This is a genomic window from Enterobacter sp. BIDMC109, assembly GCF_001037885.1.
Lineage (GTDB): Bacteria > Pseudomonadota > Gammaproteobacteria > Enterobacterales > Enterobacteriaceae > Enterobacter > Enterobacter hormaechei_C.
Genome location: NZ_KQ090002.1, coordinates 3,042,108 through 3,063,051, shown reverse-complemented (window position 1 = coordinate 3,063,051; position 20,944 = coordinate 3,042,108). Strand labels below are relative to the sequence as shown.

Sequence of the window (20,944 nt, the reverse complement as noted above, 5' to 3'; positions counted from 1 at the left end):
GTCGTTTTAGCATTTGGAAGCAATGTTTTGCATGACGCGCAGTTATAGAAAAGGAACGCTGTCTGACCCGCATCGCAGTCCGGAGGAAGGAAACAATAAGAACAGCATGTGGGCGTTATTCATGATAAGAAATGTGAAAAAACAAAGACCTGTCAATCTGGATCTGAAAACGATCCGATTCCCTGTAACAGCAATAGCGTCCATTCTGCACCGTGTTTCTGGTGTGATTACGTTTGTGGCGGTCGGTATCTTGCTGTGGTTACTGGGAACCAGCCTCTCATCCCCTGAAGGATTCCTCCAGGCCTCAGCCATTATGAACAGCTTCTTCGTGAAATTTATCATGTGGGGCATTCTGACCGCGCTGGCCTATCACGTGGTTGGCGGCGTTCGCCATATGCTGATGGACTTTGGCTACCTGGAAGAGACGTTCGAGGCCGGTAAACGTACCGCTAACATTTCATTTGTGATCACTGTCGTGCTTTCACTTCTCGCAGGAGTTCTCGTATGGTAAGCAACGCCTCCGCATTAGGACGCAACGGCGTACATGACTTCATCCTGGTCCGTGCTACCGCCATCGTTCTCACCCTTTACATCATCTATATGATCGGTTTCTTCGCGACCAGCGGCACGCTGACGTGGGAAATCTGGAGTGGTTTCTTCGGATCGGCCTTCACCAAAGTGTTCACCCTGCTGGCCCTGTTCTCCATCCTTATTCATGCCTGGATTGGCATGTGGCAGGTGTTGACCGATTACGTTAAACCGCTGGCGATTCGCCTTCCGCTGCAACTGATTATTGTTGTTGCTCTGCTGGTTTACGTCATTTATGGATTTGTTGTGGTGTGGGGTGTGTAATGAAACTGCCAGTCAGAGAATTTGATGCTGTTGTGATTGGTGCGGGTGGCGCAGGTATGCGCGCCGCACTGCAAATTTCCCAGAGCGGCCAGACCTGTGCGCTGCTCTCTAAAGTATTCCCGACCCGTTCCCACACTGTGTCTGCGCAGGGCGGTATCACCGTTGCGCTGGGTAATTCCCATGAAGATAACTGGGAATGGCATATGTACGATACGGTAAAAGGTTCCGATTACATCGGTGACCAGGATGCCATCGAATATATGTGTAAAACCGGCCCGGAAGCGATTCTGGAGCTGGACCACATGGGTCTGCCGTTCTCTCGTCTGGAAAATGGCACCATCTATCAGCGTCCGTTTGGCGGCCAGTCGAAAAACTTCGGCGGCGAGCAGGCGGCACGAACCGCAGCGGCGGCTGACCGTACCGGCCACGCGCTGCTGCACACGCTGTATCAGCAGAACCTGAAAAACCACACCACAATTTTCTCCGAGTGGTATGCGCTGGATCTGGTGAAAAACGCCGATGGCGCCGTGGTGGGGTGTACCGCCCTGTGCATCGAAACCGGTGAGGTGGTCTACTTCAAAGCCCGCGCAACCGTTCTGGCGACCGGCGGCGCAGGCCGTATCTATCAGTCCACTACCAACGCCCATATCAACACCGGTGACGGCGTTGGGATGGCGATCCGCGCTGGCGTGCCGGTGCAGGACATGGAGATGTGGCAGTTCCACCCAACCGGTATCGCCGGTGCGGGCGTACTGGTGACAGAAGGCTGCCGTGGTGAAGGTGGTTACCTGCTGAACAAACATGGCGAGCGCTTCATGGAGCGTTATGCGCCAAACGCAAAAGACCTTGCGGGCCGTGACGTGGTGGCGCGTTCCATCATGATCGAAATCCGTGAAGGCCGCGGCTGTGACGGCCCTTGGGGTCCACACGCGAAGCTGAAACTCGACCATCTGGGTAAAGACGTGCTGGAATCCCGTCTGCCGGGCATTCTGGAGCTGTCCCGCACCTTCGCGCACGTCGACCCTGTGAAAGAGCCAATTCCGGTTATCCCAACCTGTCACTACATGATGGGCGGTATTCCGACCAAAGTGACCGGTCAGGCGCTGACCGTGAACGAGCAGGGCGAAGACGTGGTCATCCCTGGCCTGTTCGCGGTAGGCGAAATTGCCTGCGTATCCGTGCACGGCGCAAACCGTCTGGGCGGCAACTCCCTGCTGGACCTGGTGGTATTTGGTCGTGCGGTGGGTCTGCATCTCCAGGAGTCTATTGCCGAGCAGGGCGCGCTGCGTGATGCGACCGACGACGAAATAGATGCCTCTCTTGAGCGCCTCAACCGCTGGAACGGCAACCGTAGCGGCGAAGATCCGGTGGAGATCCGTAAGGCGTTGCAGGAGTGTATGCAGCACAACTTCTCGGTATTCCGCGAAGGTGACGCTATGGCCAAAGGGCTTGAGCAGCTGAAAGCGATCCGCGAGCGTCTGAAGAATGCCCGTCTGGATGATACCTCCAGCGAGTTCAACACCCAGCGCGTTGAGTGCCTGGAGCTGGATAACCTGATGGAAACCGCGTTCGCCACTGCGATGTCGGCAAACTTCCGTACCGAAAGCCGTGGCGCCCATAGCCGCTTCGACTTCCCGGATCGTGATGACGAAAACTGGCTGTGCCATTCCCTGTATCTGCCAGAGTCGGAAACCATGACGCGTCGTAGCGTTAACATGGAACCGAAACTGCGTCCGGCGTTCCCGCCGAAGATTCGTACCTACTAATGCGGAGACAGGATAATGAAACTCGAATTCTCAGTTTATCGTTATAACCCGGATGTAGACGATGCTCCGCGTATGCAGGATTACACCCTCGAAGCGGAAGAAGGTCGTGACATGATGCTGCTGGATGCCTTAATCCAGCTGAAAGAGAAAGATCCTACGCTGTCGTTCCGCCGCTCCTGCCGTGAAGGGGTGTGTGGCTCTGACGGTGTGAACATGAACGGCAAAAACGGTCTGGCCTGTATCACGCCAATTTCAGCGCTACAGCGTCCTGGCCAGAAAATTGTGATCCGTCCTCTGCCTGGCCTGCCGGTCGTGCGTGATTTGGTGGTGGACATGGGGCAATTCTATGCACAATATGAGAAGATTAAGCCTTACTTATTGAATAATGGGCAAAATCCACCCGCTCGTGAGCACTTACAGTCTCCTGAGCAGCGTGAAAAACTCGATGGGTTGTACGAGTGTATTCTCTGTGCATGCTGTTCAACGTCATGCCCGTCATTCTGGTGGAACCCGGATAAATTTATCGGCCCTGCGGGTCTGCTGGCTGCCTATCGCTTCCTGATCGACAGCCGCGATACCGAAACCGAGAATCGTCTGGAAGGGCTAAGTGACGCTTTCAGCGTATTCCGCTGCCATAGCATCATGAACTGCGTCAGTGTGTGTCCTAAGGGGCTGAACCCGACGCGTGCCATCGGCCATATTAAGTCGATGTTGTTGCAGCGCAGTGCGTAAGTAACAACGCCGGATGGCGCTGCGCTTATCCGGCCTACGTAACAGTAGGCCCGGTAAGCGTAGCGCCACCGGGCAAATTGCAGAAACCTTTAAAAACTGCCAGATAAGTAAATAATCGAGACGTTCAGCGCGAGACAAGGCGCGGTTGAACGAATCCCCTGGAGCATAGTTGACTATGTGACTGGGGTGAGTGAAAGCCGCAACGCAGTCGCAGCCGGAACGACGAAGATTATTTAGACAGTTTCTAAAGGTTCCTTCGCGGGCCACAAAGAGCTCGCAGGTGAACCCCGGCACGTACACGTGGTGTGCGTGGTAGTTTCTACGGCGAAAGTAAGCATAAAAATGCTTAAGGGATCACGATGCAGAACGGCGCAATGAAAGCCTGGCTGGACTCTTCTTACCTCTCTGGTTCAAACCAGAGCTGGATAGAACAGCTCTATGAAGACTTCTTAACCGATCCTGACTCAGTGGACGCAAACTGGCGTTCCATGTTCCAGCAGTTGCCTGGTACAGGGGTCAAACCGGATCAATTCCATTCAAAAACACGTGATTATTTCCGTCGTCTGGCGAAGGATGCCTCACGTTACTCTTCTGCGATTTCCGACCCTGACACCAATGCGAAGCAGGTTAAAGTCCTGCAACTTATCAACGCTTATCGCTTCCGTGGTCACCAGCATGCGAATCTCGATCCGCTGGGACTGTGGCAGCAGGAACGTGTGGCGGATCTCGATCCGGCTTATCACGATCTGACCGAGGCCGATTTCCAGGAAAGCTTTAACGTAGGTTCATTTGCCATCGGCAAAGACACGATGAAGCTGGGCGATCTGATTGACGCGCTCAAGCAAACCTACTGCGGCTCCATCGGCGCGGAATATATGCACATTACCTCCACCGAAGAGAAACGCTGGATCCAGCAGCGTATCGAATCCGTGGCAGGCCACGCGAATTTCTCAGCAGAAGAGAAAAAACGTTTCCTCAGCGAACTGACCGCAGCGGAAGGCCTTGAGCGCTATCTGGGCGCGAAATTCCCTGGCGCAAAACGCTTCTCACTGGAGGGCGGCGATGCGTTAGTCCCGATGCTGAAAGAGCTGATTCGTCATGCCGGTAAGAGCGGCACGCGCGAAGTGGTGCTGGGCATGGCGCACCGTGGTCGCCTGAACGTGCTGGTTAACGTGCTGGGTAAAAAGCCGCAGGATCTGTTCGACGAATTTGCGGGTAAACATAAAGAGCACCTCGGCACCGGTGACGTGAAGTACCACATGGGCTTCTCGTCAGATATCGAAACCGAGGGCGGTCAGGTTCACCTGGCGCTGGCGTTTAACCCGTCGCACCTGGAAATCGTCAGCCCGGTGGTTATCGGTTCCGTGCGTGCGCGTCTGGATCGTCTGGACGAGCCGAGCAGCAATAAAGTGCTGCCAATCACCATTCACGGTGATGCGGCGGTCACAGGGCAGGGCGTGGTTCAGGAAACCCTGAACATGTCGAAAGCGCGTGGTTATGAAGTGGGCGGTACCGTTCGCATCGTAATCAACAACCAGGTGGGCTTCACCACCTCTAACCCGCTGGATGCGCGTTCCACCCCGTACTGCACCGACATCGGTAAAATGGTTCAGGCACCCATCTTCCACGTTAACGCGGATGACCCTGAAGCCGTTGCTTTCGTTACCCGTCTGGCGCTGGACTTCCGTAACACCTTCAAGCGCGACGTGTTCATTGACCTCTTCTGCTACCGCCGTCACGGCCACAACGAAGCGGATGAGCCAAGTGCAACCCAGCCGCTGATGTACCAGAAAATCAAAAAACACCCGACGCCGCGTAAAATCTACGCTGACAAGCTGGAAAGCGAAAAAGTGGCGACGCTGGAAGATGCGACCGAGATGGTCAATCTTTATCGCGACGCGCTGGATGCGGGTGAATGCGTAGTGAAAGAGCTGCGCCCAATGAACATGCACTCCTTTACCTGGTCGCCGTATCTCAACCACGAGTGGGACGAGAGCTACCCGAACAAGGTTGAGATGAAGCGTTTGCAGGAACTGGCTAAACGCATCAGCACCGTGCCGGAAGCGATCGAGATGCAGTCCCGCGTGGCCAAGATCTATGGCGATCGCCAGGCAATGGCGGCGGGTGAGAAGCTGTTCGACTGGGGCGGCGCGGAAACGCTGGCCTATGCGACGCTGGTTGACGAAGGTATTCCGGTTCGTCTGTCCGGTGAAGATGCGGGTCGTGGCACCTTCTTCCACCGTCATGCGGTTGTACACAACCAGTCTAACGGTTCAACGTACACTCCGCTTCAGCACGTGCATAACGGTCAGGGCCAGTTCAAGGTCTGGGACTCCGTGCTGTCAGAAGAAGCGGTTCTGGCCTTCGAATACGGCTACGCCACCGCAGAACCCCGCACCCTGACCATCTGGGAAGCGCAGTTCGGTGACTTCGCCAACGGTGCGCAGGTCGTCATCGACCAGTTCATCTCCTCCGGTGAGCAGAAGTGGGGCCGTATGTGCGGTCTGGTGATGCTGCTGCCGCACGGCTATGAAGGACAAGGTCCGGAGCACTCCTCCGCGCGTCTGGAGCGTTATCTGCAACTCTGCGCCGAGCAGAATATGCAGGTTTGCGTGCCGTCCACTCCGGCTCAGGTTTACCACATGCTGCGTCGTCAGGCGCTGCGCGGTATGCGCCGTCCGCTGGTGGTCATGTCGCCAAAATCCCTGCTGCGCCATCCACTGGCGGTCTCCAGCCTGGAAGAGCTGGCAAACGGCACCTTCCTGCCGGCCATCGGTGAAATTGACGAGCTGGATCCGCAGGCCGTTAAGCGTGTCGTAATGTGTTCTGGTAAGGTTTATTACGACCTGCTGGAACAGCGCCGTAAGAACGATCAGAAAGATGTCGCCATCGTGCGTATCGAACAGCTTTATCCGTTCCCGCATCAGGCGATGCAGGAAGTGCTGAAACAGTACGCTCACGTTCATGATTTTGTCTGGTGCCAGGAAGAGCCGCTCAACCAGGGCGCATGGTATTGCAGCCAGCATCATTTCCGTGAAGTGATTCCATTTGGGTCTGCCCTGCGTTATGCAGGTCGCCCGGCCTCCGCCTCTCCGGCGGTAGGGTATATGTCCGTTCACCAGAAGCAGCAACAAGATCTGGTCAATGACGCGCTGAACGTCGATTAATTAAAGGATACATAATGAGTAGCGTAGATATTCTTGTTCCCGACCTGCCTGAGTCCGTAGCAGATGCAACCGTCGCCACCTGGCACAAAAAACCAGGCGACGCGGTAACCCGTGACGAAGTGCTGGTAGAAATCGAAACTGACAAAGTGGTACTGGAAGTACCGGCTTCAGCGGATGGCATTCTGGATGCAGTCCTGGAAGATGAAGGTACGACCGTCACTTCTCGCCAGATCCTGGGTCGCCTGCGTGAAGGCAATAGCGCGGGCAAAGAGTCCAGCGCCAAATCTGAAGAAAAAGCGTCTACCCCGGCCCAGCGCCAGCAGGCGTCTCTGTCCGATCAGACCAACGACGCGCTCAGCCCGGCGATCCGTCGCCTGCTGGCTGAGCACAGCCTCGATCCGGCAGCCATCAAAGGCACCGGCGTGGGTGGCCGTCTGACGCGCGAAGACATCGACAAGCATCTGGCAAAAGCGCCTTCTGAGGCGAAAGCGGAAGCGAAAGCCCCTGCGGCAGCACCAGCGGCACAGCCCGCTCTGGGCGCACGTAGCGAAAAACGCGTGCCGATGACCCGCCTGCGTAAGCGCGTGGCCGAGCGTCTGCTGGAAGCGAAAAACTCCACCGCGATGCTGACCACCTTTAACGAAGTCAACATGAAGCCAATCATGGATCTGCGCAAGCAGTACGGTGACGCGTTTGAAAAACGTCACGGTATCCGTCTGGGCTTCATGTCCTTCTACGTGAAAGCGGTAGTTGAAGCGCTGAAACGCTACCCGGAAGTGAACGCGTCTATCGATGGCGATGACGTGGTTTACCACAACTACTTCGACGTCAGCATGGCGGTTTCTACCCCGCGCGGCCTGGTTACCCCGGTTCTGCGTGACGTGGATACCCTGGGTATGGCTGACATCGAGAAGAAAATCAAAGAGCTGGCCGTGAAAGGCCGCGACGGCAAGCTGACCGTTGAGGACCTGACTGGCGGTAACTTCACCATTACCAACGGTGGTGTGTTCGGCTCGCTGATGTCTACCCCGATCATCAACCCGCCGCAGAGCGCGATCCTGGGTATGCATGCCATTAAAGATCGTCCAATGGCGGTAGACGGTAAAGTGGAGATCCTGCCGATGATGTACCTGGCGCTCTCTTACGATCACCGCCTGATCGACGGCCGCGAGTCCGTAGGCTTCCTGGTTGCCATTAAAGAGCTGCTGGAAGATCCAACGCGTCTGCTGCTGGACGTCTAGTTTTTGCAGTCTTGCCCGGCGGCGCGTTGCTTGCCGGGCCTACAAAAGCACTACCTAACGATTACCTGAAGGATGGATAGAACACATGAACTTACATGAATATCAGGCCAAACAGCTGTTTGCCCGGTATGGCTTACCGGCTCCGGTGGGTTATGCCTGTACTACCCCGCGTGAAGCAGAAGAAGCCGCGTCTAAAATCGGTTCCGGCCCGTGGGTAGTTAAATGTCAGGTTCACGCTGGTGGCCGTGGTAAAGCGGGCGGTGTGAAGGTTGTTAAGAGCAAAGAAGAGATCCGTGCGTTTGCTGAACATTGGCTCGGCAAGCGTCTGGTAACCTACCAGACAGATGCGAACGGCCAGCCGGTTAACCAGATCCTGGTGGAAGCGGCAACCGACATCGCGAAAGAACTGTACCTCGGCGCAGTCGTAGACCGTAGCTCCCGTCGCGTGGTGTTCATGGCGTCTACCGAAGGCGGCGTGGAAATCGAAAAAGTGGCGGAAGAAACCCCGCACCTGATCCACAAAGTGGCTATCGATCCGCTGGCGGGCCCAATGCCTTACCAGGGTCGTGAGCTGGCATTCAAACTGGGTCTGGAAGGCAAGCTGGTTCAGCAGTTCACCAAGATCTTCATGGGTCTGGCGACCATTTTCCTGGAGCGCGATTTGGCGCTGATCGAGATCAACCCGCTGGTGATCACCACCCAGGGCGACCTGATCTGCCTCGACGGCAAGCTGGGCGCTGACGGCAACGCGCTGTTCCGCCAGTCCGATCTGCGTGAAATGCGCGATCAGTCTCAGGAAGATCCGCGTGAAGCACAGGCTGCACAGTGGGAGCTGAACTACGTCGCGCTGGATGGCAACATCGGCTGCATGGTTAACGGTGCGGGCCTGGCAATGGGCACCATGGACATCGTTAAGCTGCACGGCGGTGAGCCAGCGAACTTCCTCGACGTGGGCGGTGGCGCAACTAAAGAGCGCGTAACCGAAGCGTTCAAAATCATTCTCTCTGACAGCAACGTGAAAGCGGTTCTGGTGAACATCTTCGGCGGTATCGTACGTTGCGACCTGATCGCCGACGGTATCATCGGCGCGGTAGAAGAAGTGGGCGTTAACGTTCCGGTTGTTGTACGTCTGGAAGGGAACAACGCTGAACTCGGCGCGAAAAAACTGGCTGACAGCGGCCTGAATATTATTGCAGCGAAAAGTCTGACGGATGCAGCTCAGCAGGTTGTTGCCGCAGTGGAGGGGAAATAATGTCCGTTTTAATTAATAAAGATACCAAGGTTATCTGCCAGGGCTTCACCGGTAGCCAGGGGACTTTCCACTCCGAACAGGCGATTGCCTACGGTACGCAGATGGTTGGCGGCGTAACGCCAGGTAAAGGCGGCACCACGCATCTGGGCCTGCCGGTGTTCAACACCGTGCGTGAAGCGGTAGAAGCGACGGGCGCAACCGCGACCGTGATCTACGTTCCGGCGCCGTTCTGCAAAGACTCTATTCTGGAAGCGATCGACGCAGGCATTAAGCTGATCATCACCATCACCGAAGGTATCCCGACGCTGGATATGCTGACCGTGAAGGTGAAGCTGGACGAAGCAGGCGTGCGCATGATCGGCCCGAACTGCCCAGGCGTTATCACTCCGGGCGAATGCAAAATCGGCATCATGCCGGGGCACATTCACAAGCCGGGTAAAGTGGGCATCGTTTCCCGTTCCGGCACCCTGACCTATGAAGCGGTTAAGCAGACCACCGATTACGGTTTCGGCCAGTCCACCTGCGTGGGCATCGGCGGTGACCCGATCCCGGGCTCTAACTTCATCGACATCCTGAAGCTGTTCCAGGAAGATCCACAGACCGAAGCGATCGTGATGATCGGTGAGATCGGTGGTAGCGCGGAAGAAGAAGCGGCTGCTTACATCAAAGATCATGTGACCAAGCCAGTGGTGGGTTACATCGCAGGTGTGACCGCGCCGAAAGGCAAACGTATGGGTCACGCGGGCGCGATTATCGCTGGCGGTAAAGGTACGGCTGATGAGAAATTCGCAGCACTGGAAGCCGCAGGCGTGAAAACCGTTCGCAGCCTGGCGGATATCGGTGAAGCACTGAAATCCATCATTAAGTAAGTCCTCTCTGCTCCCCGAATGGGGCGCGTTGAAGTATAAAAAAATGTCCGTTTCGACATGGTTGGCCGCTGTAAAGCGGCCTTTTTTTATTGTCTGCGTTTAGCCACCAGAGTGAATTTATAGTCGTCGGTGTTAAACACGTTGCGACTGTATTCAAATACCCGGCCGTCTTTCAGAAAGCCGCGGGAGACTTTTTCCAGAATCGGTTTTGCCGGATCGAGCGCCAGGGCGGCAATCGCCTCATCCGATGGCATGACTGGCACCAGCTCCTGCTCGCTGCGATCGATAACCATCTTTTTGATCTGCTCAATGTAATGGTATTTCGACTGTTCCATCACTTCCCAGGTGAGGTCGGGGAACATCGCCAGCGGCATCCATGTCTCTTCCAGATTCACCGGCTTTTCCCTGATGAAGCGTACGCGCTTGACGTGCCAGACTTTATCATCCGGATTGAGCGCCAGTTTTGCCGCGAGCCGCTCATCGGCTTTCACCACTTCGAAGACGCTGACGTCGCTGTGCGTATCGACGTTGCGATCCGCCAGCTTTTCGTAAAAGCCGGTGAGCTGATAAATATCGTAATTCACCCGCTCCTCTTTTACATACGAGCCGCTGCCCTGAATACTTTCGATGATCTGCTCGTCGGCGAGCAGCTTCAAAGCCTGCCGCACGGTGACCCGGCTGACGCTAAACGCCTCCTGAAGGCTGGATTCTGTCGGCAGCGCGTCGCCAGGTTTTAACTCACCGGCATTAATTTTTTCGCGGAACGCATCGGCGATCTGCCGGTACATCGGTTTATTACCCATTGTGTCGCGCCTTTTTAATACCTTTTCAGGGAATTATGCCTTCAGCTGTAAATTTGTAAATAATACAAATAAAATACAAATATCGATGTTAGTGAAAATGATCACGTAAATGTATTATCTGGTCTGCCACAATCCTCCCCAGACAATAACTTTGGATAGGTGAGGATCTTATGAACCTGACGACTCTGACCGACCCCCGTGCTGTCTGCGTGCAGGCGCAGTTTACCAGCCGTGATGAGGCAATCCGTCAGCTTGCGACGCGGCTGGTGGCGTTGGGCAAAATAGCCGACGCCGATACGTTTCTGGCAGACGTTTTCCATCGGGAATCGCTTGGCCCGACGGCGCTGGGCGAGGGGCTGGCCGTACCCCATGGTAAATCAGTGGCGGTAAAGGAAGCGGCTTTTGCCGTGGCCACACTGCGCGAGCCGCTGGCCTGGGAAGGCGTGGACGGGCCGGAGGAGGTCGAGCTGATTTTTCTGCTCGCCATTCCTCCCGCTCAAGCGGGGTCAACGCATATTCAGGTCCTGACGGAACTGACGTCTCGCCTGGCGGATGACGAGCTCAGGGCGCGCGTGATGACGGCGACCAGCGCGGAAGCGGTGCTTGCGGCGCTGGAGACGGCGCCTGACGCACAAGAAACCGCCGTTGCGGAGAATGCCCCGACGATCGTCTGCGTAACCGCCTGTCCGGCCGGGATCGCCCATACCTACATGGCAGCGGAATATCTCGAAAAAGCGGGACGTAAGCTCGGCGTCAATGTGGTGGTCGAAAAGCAGGGGGCGAATGGTATTGAGGGGCGCATCACCGCGCAGCAGTTGCAGGAGGCAAAAGCGTGTATCTTCGCGGCGGAAGTGGCGATCAAAGAGCGTGAGCGTTTTCAGGGGATCCCCGCCATTTCCGTGCCCGTCGCGGAACCCTTACGCCATGCTGAAGCGCTCATTGAGCGTGCGCTGGCGCTACAGCCTGTATCCGATGCGCGTCCTGCGCACGTCGACACGGACGCGAAAAAGTGCGTTAAAACCGAACTCAAGCAGGCGCTGCTCAGCGGTATCTCTTTTGCGGTGCCGCTGATTGTCGCTGGCGGCACGGTGCTGGCCGTGTCGGTACTACTGGCGCAAATCCTGGGCTTGCAGCATCTGTTCGATCAGGAAAACTCGTGGCTGTGGATGTACCGCAAACTGGGCGGCGGGATGCTCGGTATTCTGATGGTGCCTGTTCTGGCGGCCTATACCGCTTACTCGCTGGCGGATAAACCTGCGCTTACGCCCGGCTTTGCGGCGGGTCTTGCCGCCAATATGATCGGCTCTGGTTTTCTCGGGGCCATCGTCGGCGGGCTGATTGCGGGCTACCTGATGCGCTGGGTGAAAAACCACATCCGGCTGAGTAGCCGCTACAACGGCTTTCTGACCTTTTATCTCTATCCGGTGATTGGCGTGCTGGGCGCAGGCAGCCTGATGCTGTTTGTGATCGGCGAACCGGTGGCCTGGATCAATAACGCCCTGACCGCCTGGCTTAACGGTCTGTCCGGCGCGAATGCGCTGCTGCTGGGGGCGATCCTGGGCTTTATGTGCTCGTTCGATCTGGGCGGTCCGGTCAACAAAGCCTCTTACGCGTTCTGTCTGGGAGCGATGGCCAATGGCGTATACGGGCCTTATGCGATTTTTGCCTCCGTCAAAATGGTATCGGCCTTTACCGTGACGGCATCAACGATGCTGGCTCCGAACCTGTTCAAACAGTTCGAAATTGAAACCGGCAAGTCCACCTGGCTGCTGGGGCTGGCGGGCATCACCGAAGGGGCAATTCCGATGGCTATCGAGGATCCGTTGCGGGTCATTGGCTCATTTGTTCTGGGGTCAATGGTGACCGGAGCGATTGTCGGGGCGATGGGGATTGGGCTATCCACCCCCGGCGCGGGCATTTTCTCGCTCTTCTTACTGCATGATGCCGGGCTGGGCGGCGTGATGGCCGCTGTCGGCTGGTTTGGCGCCGCGCTGGCTGGCGCCGCAATCTCTACGCTCATTTTACTGCTCTGGCGACGCCAGGCCGTGAAGAGCGGCACCTACGTGACTGAAGACATACCATCGTAAACACGCACTGACAGGAAACGAAGATGAAAGCTGTATCTCGCGTTCATATCACGCCACATATGCACTGGGACCGGGAGTGGTACTTCACCACCGAAGCGTCACGTATTCTTCTGGTCAATAATATGGAAGAGATCCTCACCCGTCTTGAGCAGGACGCAGAGTATAAATACTACGTTCTCGACGGCCAGACGGCGGTGCTGGAAGATTATTTTGCCGTGAAACCGGAAAACAGGCCACGCGTGAAGGCGCTGGTGGCGGCCGGGAAGCTGATTATCGGGCCGTGGTATACCCAGACGGACACCACCCTTGTCTCCGGCGAGTCGATTGTCCGAAATCTGATGTACGGTATTCGCGACTGTCTGGCCTTTGGCGAGCCGATGAAAATTGGCTATCTGCCGGACTCCTTCGGCATGTCTTCCCAGCTGCCGCACATTTACAACGGTTTTGGCATCACGCGCACCATGTTCTGGCGCGGGTGTTCCGAGCGGCACGGTACCGATAAAACCGAATTTCTCTGGCAAAGCCAGGACGGCAGCGAAGTGACGGCACAGGTGCTGCCGCTGGGCTACGCGATTGGTAAGTACTTACCGGAGGATGAGGCCGGGCTGCGCAAACGGCTCGACACGTACTTCGAGGTGCTGGAAAAAGCCTCCGTGACGAAAGAAATTTTACTGCCTAACGGCCATGATCAGATGCCGCTCCAGCAGAACATCTTTGCGGTGATGGATAAGCTGCGCGAAATCTATCCGCAGCGTCAGTTTGTGATGAGCCGCTTCGAGGAGGTGTTTGACCACATTGACGCGCACCGCGATGAACTGGCGACGCTGAAAGGGGAGTTTATTGACGGTAAATATATGCGAGTGCACCGGACGATAGGCTCCACGCGGATGGATATCAAAATCGCCCACGCCCGGATAGAGAATAAAATCGTCAACGTCCTTGAGCCGCTGGCCACGCTTGCCTGGACGCTGGGTTTTGAGTATCACCACGGCTTGCTGGAAAAAATGTGGAAAGAGATCCTCAAGAATCACGCCCACGACAGTATCGGCTGCTGCTGTAGTGACAAAGTGCATCGTGAGGTGATGTCACGCTTCGAGCTGGCGGAAGACATGGCCGATAACCTGACATGCTTCTATATGCGCAAGATTGTCGACAACATGCCGCAGAGCGAGGAAGACAAACTGGTGATGTTTAACCTCACGCCCTGGCCGCGTGAGGAAGTGATTAACACCACGATACGTCTGCGCGCCAGCCAGTTCCGCCTGCTGGACGATAGGGGGAATGAAATCCCTTACTGCCTGCGCAGCGCGCGTGAAATCGACCCCGGCTTGATTGACCGGCAAATTGTGCATTACGGCAACTACGATCCCTTTATGGAGTTTGATATCCAGCTCAATCAGATCCTGCCATCAATGGGTTACCGCACGCTCTATATCGAGCCGCACGTGGCCGGCAAGCTGCTGGCGGCAGAAAAATCGTCGGAGGCGTTGCTGGAAAATGCTTTCTGGGAAATAACGTTAAACGACGACGGCACCCTGCGTCTGCTCGATAAAGCGTCTGGGCTTATCTATGACCGCGCGCTGGAAATAGAAGAGAGCTCGGATGATGGCGATGAGTACGACTACTCGCCTTCACGGGAAGAGTGGAGACTCACTTCCGCTCAGGGCGAGCATGAGGTTGAGGTGATCCACGAGGCCTGGCAGAGCAGGGCGGTGATCCGCCATCGCATGGCGGTGCCGGCGGATCTCGCCGAACGTTCTGCGCGTCAGCAGACGGGAACGCTTGAGGCAGAACTCACGGTCACGCTCAGCCATAACAGCCGACGTATCGACGTTGAGGCGCGTCTCGGAAATCACGCGGATGACCACCGTGTGCGGGTGCTGATCCCGACGCCATTTACCACAGACACGGTGTTAGCCGATACCCAGTTCGGTTCGCTGACGCGTCCTGTACAGGATGAAGCGATGGCGAACTGGCAGGAGGAGGGCTGGAAGGAAGCGCCGCTGCCGGTGTGGAATCTGCTTAACTACGCTGTGCTCCAGGAACGGCGTAACGGGATGGCGCTGTTTACCGAAGGGTTGCGCGAATTTGAAGTGACTGGCGAGCGTCAAAAAACGTTTGCCCTGACGTTGCTTCGCGGCGTGGGGGTGCTTGGGAAGGAAGATTTACTGCTGCGCCCCGGCAGACCGTCCGGGATCAAAATGCCGGTGCCTGATTCGCAGATGCGGGGCCAGTTAACCTGTCGCTTTAGCCTGTTCAGTTTTAATGGTACGCCAGTCAGTGCTGGCGTTGCGCAGCAGGCGAAGTCGTGGTTAACGCCAGTGCACTGTTATAACAAAATCCCGTGGGATGCGATGAAGCTTAACCGCGCCTCTTTCACCACTCCCTGTAGCTATAGCCTGCTAACGCTGGCGCCTAACGGATGCGTACTCAGTGCGCTGAAAAAAGCGGAGGATCGTGACGAGATGATTCTTCGTCTGTACAACCCTTCGGAGACCCGCTCCTGTGACGTGGCTTTGTCTGTGAACCGTGAGGTCCAGGCCTGTTGCGAAACGGACATGAATGAGGTGTGCAAGGCGCAAGGGGAGGAGGGTTCAGCCATTACGGGACCGTTCCGGCCAGGCCAGTCACGCACCTTTAGCATAAAAATTGAAAGGTAATCCTCCGAACAAAATAAAGGCCGCAGGAATGCGGCCTTTATTTCATCAAATAGTCACGAAAGGGTGTTAATTTTAAGATTATTAAAGGTGAATGAAATGTAATCGCTTCGGCGGGTAGCAAAGCGAAAGAAAAATACTGTGAAGCAGATAACATTATATGTTTATCTTCCGGCAAAATGCGTTTTTTCTTGCGCGTTAATAAAAATCACAACTGTTTATATTATCTTCTGGCTTTTATAACCAATAACGCCTTTAAATATACATATTGTTAACAAGGTTTTTACTATCCGCACCACAAAGAAACATCATTAACAGCTCTGACTGTTTTTGATTTAAATCAATGTTTAATACTTGGAAAAAGGCTCCGAAAGGCGTTAAATTGTTCCCGATCAAAATGGCCGAAAAGTGGTAATTTTGCTATAAATTGATCGCCGTCGAAAAACGTAAATCTGTTCGAATAAAAACCTGTTTATTGTAAGGGTTTTGCAGCGTATTATATTTACGGGATCAATTTGGTTTTTTCTTAACGTATTTGTAACCTTTCATCATTGCTTTTTCCTCATGTAGAGAATAAGCAACGAAGAAGGGAAGCAGATTACTTTGTATTGGGGCATGCGTGTGGATCCTTATCTAACGGGGTTCACTCTCGGAGTCTTCATGCGATGAGCAAGGAGTCATAATGTTAGACGTAGTCGAACTGTCGCGCTTACAGTTTGCCTTGACCGCGATGTACCACTTCCTGTTTGTGCCGCTGACGCTCGGTATGGCGTTCCTGCTGGCCATCATGGAAACGGTTTATGTCCTCTCCGGCAAACAGATTTATAAAGATATGACCAAGTTCTGGGGCAAGTTGTTTGGTATCAACTTTGCGCTGGGCGTGGCAACCGGTCTGACCATGGAGTTCCAGTTCGGGACAAACTGGTCTTACTATTCCCATTATGTGGGGGATATTTTCGGTGCGCCGCTGGCCATTGAAGGTCTGATGGCCTTCTTCCTCGAATCCACCTTTGTAGGTCTGTTCTTCTTCGGTTGGGACCGTCTGGGTAAAGTCCAGCATATGGCGGTAACCTGGCTGGTGGCATTAGGCTCCAACTTGTCCGCACTGTGGATCCTGGTGGCGAACGGCTGGATGCAAAACCCAATCGCATCTGATTTCAACTTCGAAACCATGCGTATGGAGATGGTCAGCTTCGCTGAGCTGGTCCTGAACCCGGTTGCTCAGGTTAAATTCGTTCACACCGTGGCGTCTGGCTATGTGTGCGGCGCGATGTTCGTGCTGGGCATTAGCTCCTACTATATGCTGCGCGGCCGCGACTTCGCCTTTGCCAAGCGTTCTTTCGCTATCGCAGCAAGCTTCGGTATGGCCGCGATTCTTTCCGTTATTGTTCTGGGTGATGAATCCGGTTACGAAATGGGCGACGTGCAGAAAACCAAACTCGCCGCAATTGAAGCTGAATGGGAAACCCAGCCGGCACCGGCAGCGTTTACCCTGTTCGGCGTGCCTGACCAGGAAGCGCAGGAAAACCGCTTCGCCATTCAAATTCCTTACGCTCTGGGTATTATCGCCACGCGCTCCGTCGACAAACAGGTGACTGGCCTGAAAGATCTGATGGTGCAGCATGAAGAGCGTATCCGTAACGGGATGAAAGCCTACTCGCTGCTGGAACAGCTGCGCGCCGGCTCTACCGACCAGGCCGTTCGCGATCAATTTAACGACGTGAAGAAAGACCTCGGTTACGGTCTGCTGCTGAAACGCTATACCCCGAACGTCTCCGACGCGACGGAAGCGCAGATTCAGATGGCAACCAAAGACTCTATTCCACGCGTTGCGCCGCTGTACTTCGCGTTCCGCATCATGGTGGGTTGCGGCATTATCATGCTGCTGATCATCGCGGCCTCGTTCTGGTCAGTCATTCGTAACCGTATCGGTGAGAAAAAATGGCTGCTGCGCACCGCGCTGTACGGTATCCCACTGCCATGGATTGCTATCGAGTCCGGCTGGTTTGTTGCGGAATATGGCCGTCAGCCGTGGGCCATCGGTGAGGTGCTGCCAACAGCGGTAGCGAACTCCTCCCTGACCGCAGGCGACCTGATCTTCTCCATGCTGCTCATTTGCGGTCTGTACACCCTGTTCCTGGTGGCTGAACTGTTCCTGATGTTCAAGTTCGCGCGCCTTGGCCCAAGCAGCCTGAAAACCGGTCGCTACCACTACGAGCAGTCTGTTGCGACTACTCAGCCGGCACGCTAAGACAGGAGTCATCAAATGATCGATTATGAAGTATTGCGTTTTATCTGGTGGCTGCTGATCGGTGTTCTGCTGATTGGTTTCGCGGTCACCGATGGTTTCGACATGGGCGTGGGCATGCTCACCCGTTTCCTCGGTCGTAATGACACCGAGCGTCGAATCATGATCAACTCCATCGCCCCGCACTGGGACGGTAACCAGGTGTGGCTGATCACCGCAGGCGGCGCGCTGTTCGCTGCCTGGCCGATGGTCTACGCGGCTGCGTTCTCCGGCTTCTATGTGGCGATGATTCTGGTGCTGGCTTCTTTATTCTTCCGTCCGGTGGGTTTCGACTACCGTTCCAAGATTGAAGACACCCGCTGGCGTAACATGTGGGACTGGGGCATCTTCATCGGTAGCTTCGTTCCACCGCTGGTCATTGGTGTGGCGTTCGGTAACCTGTTGCAGGGCGTACCGTTCCACGTCGACGAATATATGCGTCTGTTCTACACCGGTAACTTCTTCCAGCTGCTGAATCCGTTTGGTCTGCTGGCGGGCGTGGTGAGCGTGGCGATGATCATCACCCAGGGGGCAACCTATCTCCAGATGCGTACCGTAGGTGAACTGCATCTGCGTTCCCGCGCTACCGCTCAGGTGGCGGCGCTGGTGACGCTGGTCTGCTTCGCGCTGGCAGGCGTGTGGGTGGTGTATGGTATTGATGGATACGTGGTGACGTCTGCTATCAACCATGCTGCGCCGTCTAACCCGCTGACCAAAGAGGTGGCGCGTCAGGCCGGTGCATGGCTGGTGAACTTCAACAATACCCCTGTGCTGTGGGCTATCCCGGCTCTGGGTGTGCTGCTGCCGCTGCTGACCGTGCTGACGTCTCGTCTGGAGAAAGGCGCTCTGGCGTTCGTATTCTCTTCCCTGACGCTGGCGTGCATCATCCTGACGGCCGGTATTGCGATGTTCCCGTTCGTGATGCCATCCAGCACCATGATGAATGCCAGTCTGACCATGTGGGATGCAACGTCCAGCCATATGACGCTGAACTTAATGACCTATGTGGCTTGCGTGTTCGTTCCGATTGTTCTGGCTTACACCATCTGGTGTTACTGGAAAATGTTCGGTCGTATCACTAAAGAACATATCGAAAGCAACACCCACTCTATGTACTAAGTAAGGAGCTGAATATGTGGTATTTCGCATGGATTTTAGGGACGCTTCTTGCCTGTGCGTTTGGTGTCATCACTGCCCTGGCGCTTGAGCATGTAGAAGCGACCAAAGCAGGTGAAGAAAAGCACTAATGAATATTATCGCAACGTTATATGCGGTAATGGATAAGCGCCCCTTGAGGGCGCTTTCCCTCATTATGGCATTACTGCTGGCAGGCTGTATCTTCTGGGACCCGTCGCGCTTCGCGGCGAAAACCAGCGAGCTTGAAATCTGGCACGGCTTCCTGATTATGTGGGCGGTGTGCGCAGGCGTGATTCACGGTGTCGGCTTTCGTCCGAAAGCGCTTCACTGGCAGGGCATCTTCTGCCCACTGATTGCCGATCTGGTTCTCCTCGCCGGTTTGATTTTCTTCTTCTTCTGAATAAGAAATGTCCGTTAACGTTATGGGCTTACCCTGGCCCATAAAAATTTACTCTCCGTTTACTTTCCCCCATTCCAAACCATCATTCCCGCGCGTATAGTAGCGAAGTTTGAAAGCTCCAACTTTTCTTGTATTACCGGGATGTAAAGTGAATACAACGCTGTTTCGATGGCCGGTACGTGTCTATTACGAAGATACTGATGCCGGTGGTGTGGTCTACCACGCCAGCTACGTTGCTTTTTATGAACGGGCACGCACAGAGATGCTGCGCCATCATCACTTTAGTCAACAGGTGCTGTTGGCTGAGCGAGTTGCCTTCGTGGTACGCAAGATGACGCTTGAGTATTTTGCGCCTGCCAGACTCGACGATATGCTCGAAGTTCAAACAGAAATTACATCAATGCGCGGAACTTCACTGGTTTTCACGCAGCGGATAGTCAATGCAGAGAATACGGTACTGAACTCAGCTGAAGTCCTGATTGTCTGTGTTGATCCAACCATAATGAAGCCTCGTGCGCTTCCTAAGTCTATTGTCGCGGAGTTTAAGCAGTGACTGACATGAATATCCTTGATTTGTTCCTGAAGGCAAGCCTTCTGGTTAAACTTATCATGTTGATTTTGATTGGTTTTTCAATCGCATCCTGGGCCATCATCATCCAGAGAACGCGTATCCTCAATGCCGCCGGCCGCGAAGCCGAAGCGTTTGAAGATAAGTTCTGGTCGGGTATTGAGCTTTCTCGTCTGTACCAGGAAAGCCAGGGACGCCGTGATAACCTTTCAGGCTCCGAACAAATTTTCTATAGCGGTTTCAAAGAGTTCGCTCGCTTACATCGCGCTAACAGCCATGCGCCGGAAGCCGTGGTAGAAGGAGCGTCGCGTGCGATGCGCATCTCCATGAACCGCGAACTGGAAAATCTTGAAACGCATATTCCTTTCCTCGGAACCGTTGGCTCCATCAGCCCGTATATCGGCCTGTTTGGAACGGTGTGGGGGATCATGCACGCCTTTATCGCCCTGGGGGCGGTGAAGCAGGCAACGTTGCAGATGGTTGCACCGGGTATCGCCGAAGCACTGATCGCGACCGCAATCGGTCTGTTCGCCGCAATTCCGGCGGTAATGGCGTACAACCGTCTGAACCAGCGCGTGAACAAACTGGAACTGAACTACGACAACTTTATGGAAGAGTTCACCGCGATTCTGCATCGTCAGGCGTTTACCAGCACCGAGAGCAACAAGGGGTAAACCATGGCCAGATCGCGTGGACGAGGTCGTCGCGAGCTCAAGTCCGAAATCAATATCGTTCCGTTACTGGACGTGCTGCTGGTGCTGCTGCTGATCTTTATGGCGACGGCGCCCATCATCACCCAGAGCGTGGAAGTTGATCTGCCGGATGCGACAGAATCACAGGCGGTAAGCACCAATGACGATCCTCCGGTCATCATTGAGGTTTCCGGCGTAGGGCAGTACAGCGTGGTGGTAGAGAAAGATCGTATGGATCAGCTTCCGCCAGAGCAGGTTATTGCTGAAGCGCAACGACGCCTGGAGTCAAATCCGAAGACGGTCTTCTTAATCGGTGGTGCGAAAGACGTACCATATGATGAAATTATCAAAGCGCTGAACTTGCTACATAGCGCGGGCGTTAAGTCAGTTGGCTTAATGACTCAGCCTATTTGATCATCTGCGTAGTTTTTGGG

18 protein-coding genes are annotated in these 20,944 nt (G+C 55.0%); 17 read left to right on the top strand and 1 reads right to left on the bottom strand.

Going from position 1 to position 20,944, the window contains the following annotated elements; all coding sequences use genetic code 11:
* Positions 1-106: 106 nt before the first annotated feature.
* The 8 genes from sdhC (at position 107) to sucD (ending at position 9,879) form a co-directional block, all read left to right on the top strand.
* Entirely contained in the window at positions 107-511 is a 405-nt protein-coding gene (gene sdhC / locus SK62_RS14490) for a succinate dehydrogenase cytochrome b556 subunit (RefSeq protein ID WP_026080740.1), read from the top strand.
* A complete protein-coding gene (sdhD, locus tag SK62_RS14485) occupies positions 505-852 on the top strand; it encodes a succinate dehydrogenase membrane anchor subunit (RefSeq protein ID WP_003858621.1) in 348 nt (115 codons plus the stop codon). Before sdhC ends, sdhD begins: the two co-directional genes overlap by 7 nt.
* Positions 852-2,618, top strand: a complete 1,767-nt coding sequence (sdhA, locus tag SK62_RS14480; protein WP_023303306.1) for a succinate dehydrogenase flavoprotein subunit — start codon at positions 852-854, stop codon at positions 2,616-2,618. Before sdhD ends, sdhA begins: the two co-directional genes overlap by 1 nt.
* A 15-nt stretch (positions 2,619-2,633) precedes the next feature.
* Positions 2,634-3,350: a succinate dehydrogenase iron-sulfur subunit SdhB gene (gene sdhB / locus SK62_RS14475; RefSeq protein ID WP_017384969.1), complete on the top strand. Its 717-nt coding sequence runs from the start codon at positions 2,634-2,636 to the stop codon at positions 3,348-3,350.
* Between the two features lie 359 nt (positions 3,351-3,709).
* Positions 3,710-6,517: a 2-oxoglutarate dehydrogenase E1 component gene (gene sucA, locus SK62_RS14470; protein ID WP_003858615.1), complete on the top strand. Its 2,808-nt coding sequence runs from the start codon at positions 3,710-3,712 to the stop codon at positions 6,515-6,517.
* A 14-nt stretch (positions 6,518-6,531) separates the two neighbouring features.
* Positions 6,532-7,758 (top strand): 2-oxoglutarate dehydrogenase complex dihydrolipoyllysine-residue succinyltransferase, encoded by a 1,227-nt coding sequence (odhB, locus tag SK62_RS14465; RefSeq protein WP_003858613.1) that lies wholly within the window; start codon positions 6,532-6,534, stop codon positions 7,756-7,758.
* Between the two features lie 85 nt (positions 7,759-7,843).
* Positions 7,844-9,010: an ADP-forming succinate--CoA ligase subunit beta gene (gene sucC, locus SK62_RS14460; protein ID WP_017384968.1), complete on the top strand. Its 1,167-nt coding sequence runs from the start codon at positions 7,844-7,846 to the stop codon at positions 9,008-9,010.
* Positions 9,010-9,879 (top strand): succinate--CoA ligase subunit alpha, encoded by an 870-nt coding sequence (gene sucD, locus SK62_RS14455; protein ID WP_006809578.1) that lies wholly within the window; start codon positions 9,010-9,012, stop codon positions 9,877-9,879. The genes sucC and sucD overlap by 1 nt, the downstream gene beginning before the upstream one ends.
* An 86-nt stretch (positions 9,880-9,965) precedes the next feature.
* Here sucD and SK62_RS14450 read toward each other — a convergent pair whose 3' ends face one another.
* Positions 9,966-10,682 (bottom strand): GntR family transcriptional regulator, encoded by a 717-nt coding sequence (locus SK62_RS14450; protein WP_017384967.1) that lies wholly within the window; start codon positions 10,680-10,682, stop codon positions 9,966-9,968.
* Between the two features lie 170 nt (positions 10,683-10,852).
* Between SK62_RS14450 and mngA the strand changes: the two genes are divergently transcribed.
* The 9 genes from mngA (at position 10,853) to tolR (ending at position 20,924) form a co-directional block, all read left to right on the top strand.
* Positions 10,853-12,769, top strand: coding sequence for a PTS 2-O-a-mannosyl-D-glycerate transporter subunit IIABC (mngA, locus tag SK62_RS14445; RefSeq protein ID WP_047718618.1), 1,917 nt, complete (start codon positions 10,853-10,855; stop codon positions 12,767-12,769).
* Between the two features lie 23 nt (positions 12,770-12,792).
* Complete coding sequence (gene mngB / locus SK62_RS14440) at positions 12,793-15,429, top strand: mannosylglycerate hydrolase (RefSeq protein ID WP_047718616.1); 2,637 nt, start codon at positions 12,793-12,795, stop codon at positions 15,427-15,429.
* Between the two features lie 679 nt (positions 15,430-16,108).
* On the top strand, positions 16,109-17,677 hold the full coding sequence (cydA, locus tag SK62_RS14435) for a cytochrome ubiquinol oxidase subunit I (protein WP_003858601.1): 1,569 nt from the start codon (positions 16,109-16,111) through the stop codon (positions 17,675-17,677).
* 15 nt (positions 17,678-17,692) lie between these two features.
* The gene (cydB, locus tag SK62_RS14430; RefSeq protein ID WP_023303309.1) at positions 17,693-18,832 is read left to right on the top strand and encodes a cytochrome d ubiquinol oxidase subunit II; all 1,140 of its coding nucleotides are present in this window, start codon (positions 17,693-17,695) and stop codon (positions 18,830-18,832) included.
* Positions 18,833-18,846: 14 nt separating this feature from the next.
* Positions 18,847-18,960: a cytochrome bd-I oxidase subunit CydX gene (gene cydX / locus SK62_RS14425; protein WP_003858598.1), complete on the top strand. Its 114-nt coding sequence runs from the start codon at positions 18,847-18,849 to the stop codon at positions 18,958-18,960.
* Positions 18,960-19,250, top strand: a complete 291-nt coding sequence (gene ybgE, locus SK62_RS14420) for a cyd operon protein YbgE (protein WP_003858596.1) — start codon at positions 18,960-18,962, stop codon at positions 19,248-19,250. The genes cydX and ybgE overlap by 1 nt, the downstream gene beginning before the upstream one ends.
* 148 nt (positions 19,251-19,398) lie before the next feature.
* Positions 19,399-19,803 carry a tol-pal system-associated acyl-CoA thioesterase gene (gene ybgC, locus SK62_RS14415; protein ID WP_003858593.1) on the top strand — a complete coding sequence of 135 codons (405 nt, stop codon included), beginning with the start codon at positions 19,399-19,401 and terminating at the stop codon, positions 19,801-19,803.
* Positions 19,800-20,492 (top strand): Tol-Pal system protein TolQ, encoded by a 693-nt coding sequence (tolQ, locus tag SK62_RS14410; RefSeq protein WP_003858590.1) that lies wholly within the window; start codon positions 19,800-19,802, stop codon positions 20,490-20,492. The genes ybgC and tolQ overlap by 4 nt, the downstream gene beginning before the upstream one ends.
* Before the next feature lie 3 nt (positions 20,493-20,495).
* Entirely contained in the window at positions 20,496-20,924 is a 429-nt protein-coding gene (gene tolR, locus SK62_RS14405; RefSeq protein WP_003858589.1) for a colicin uptake protein TolR, read from the top strand.
* Positions 20,925-20,944 lie beyond the last annotated feature (20 nt).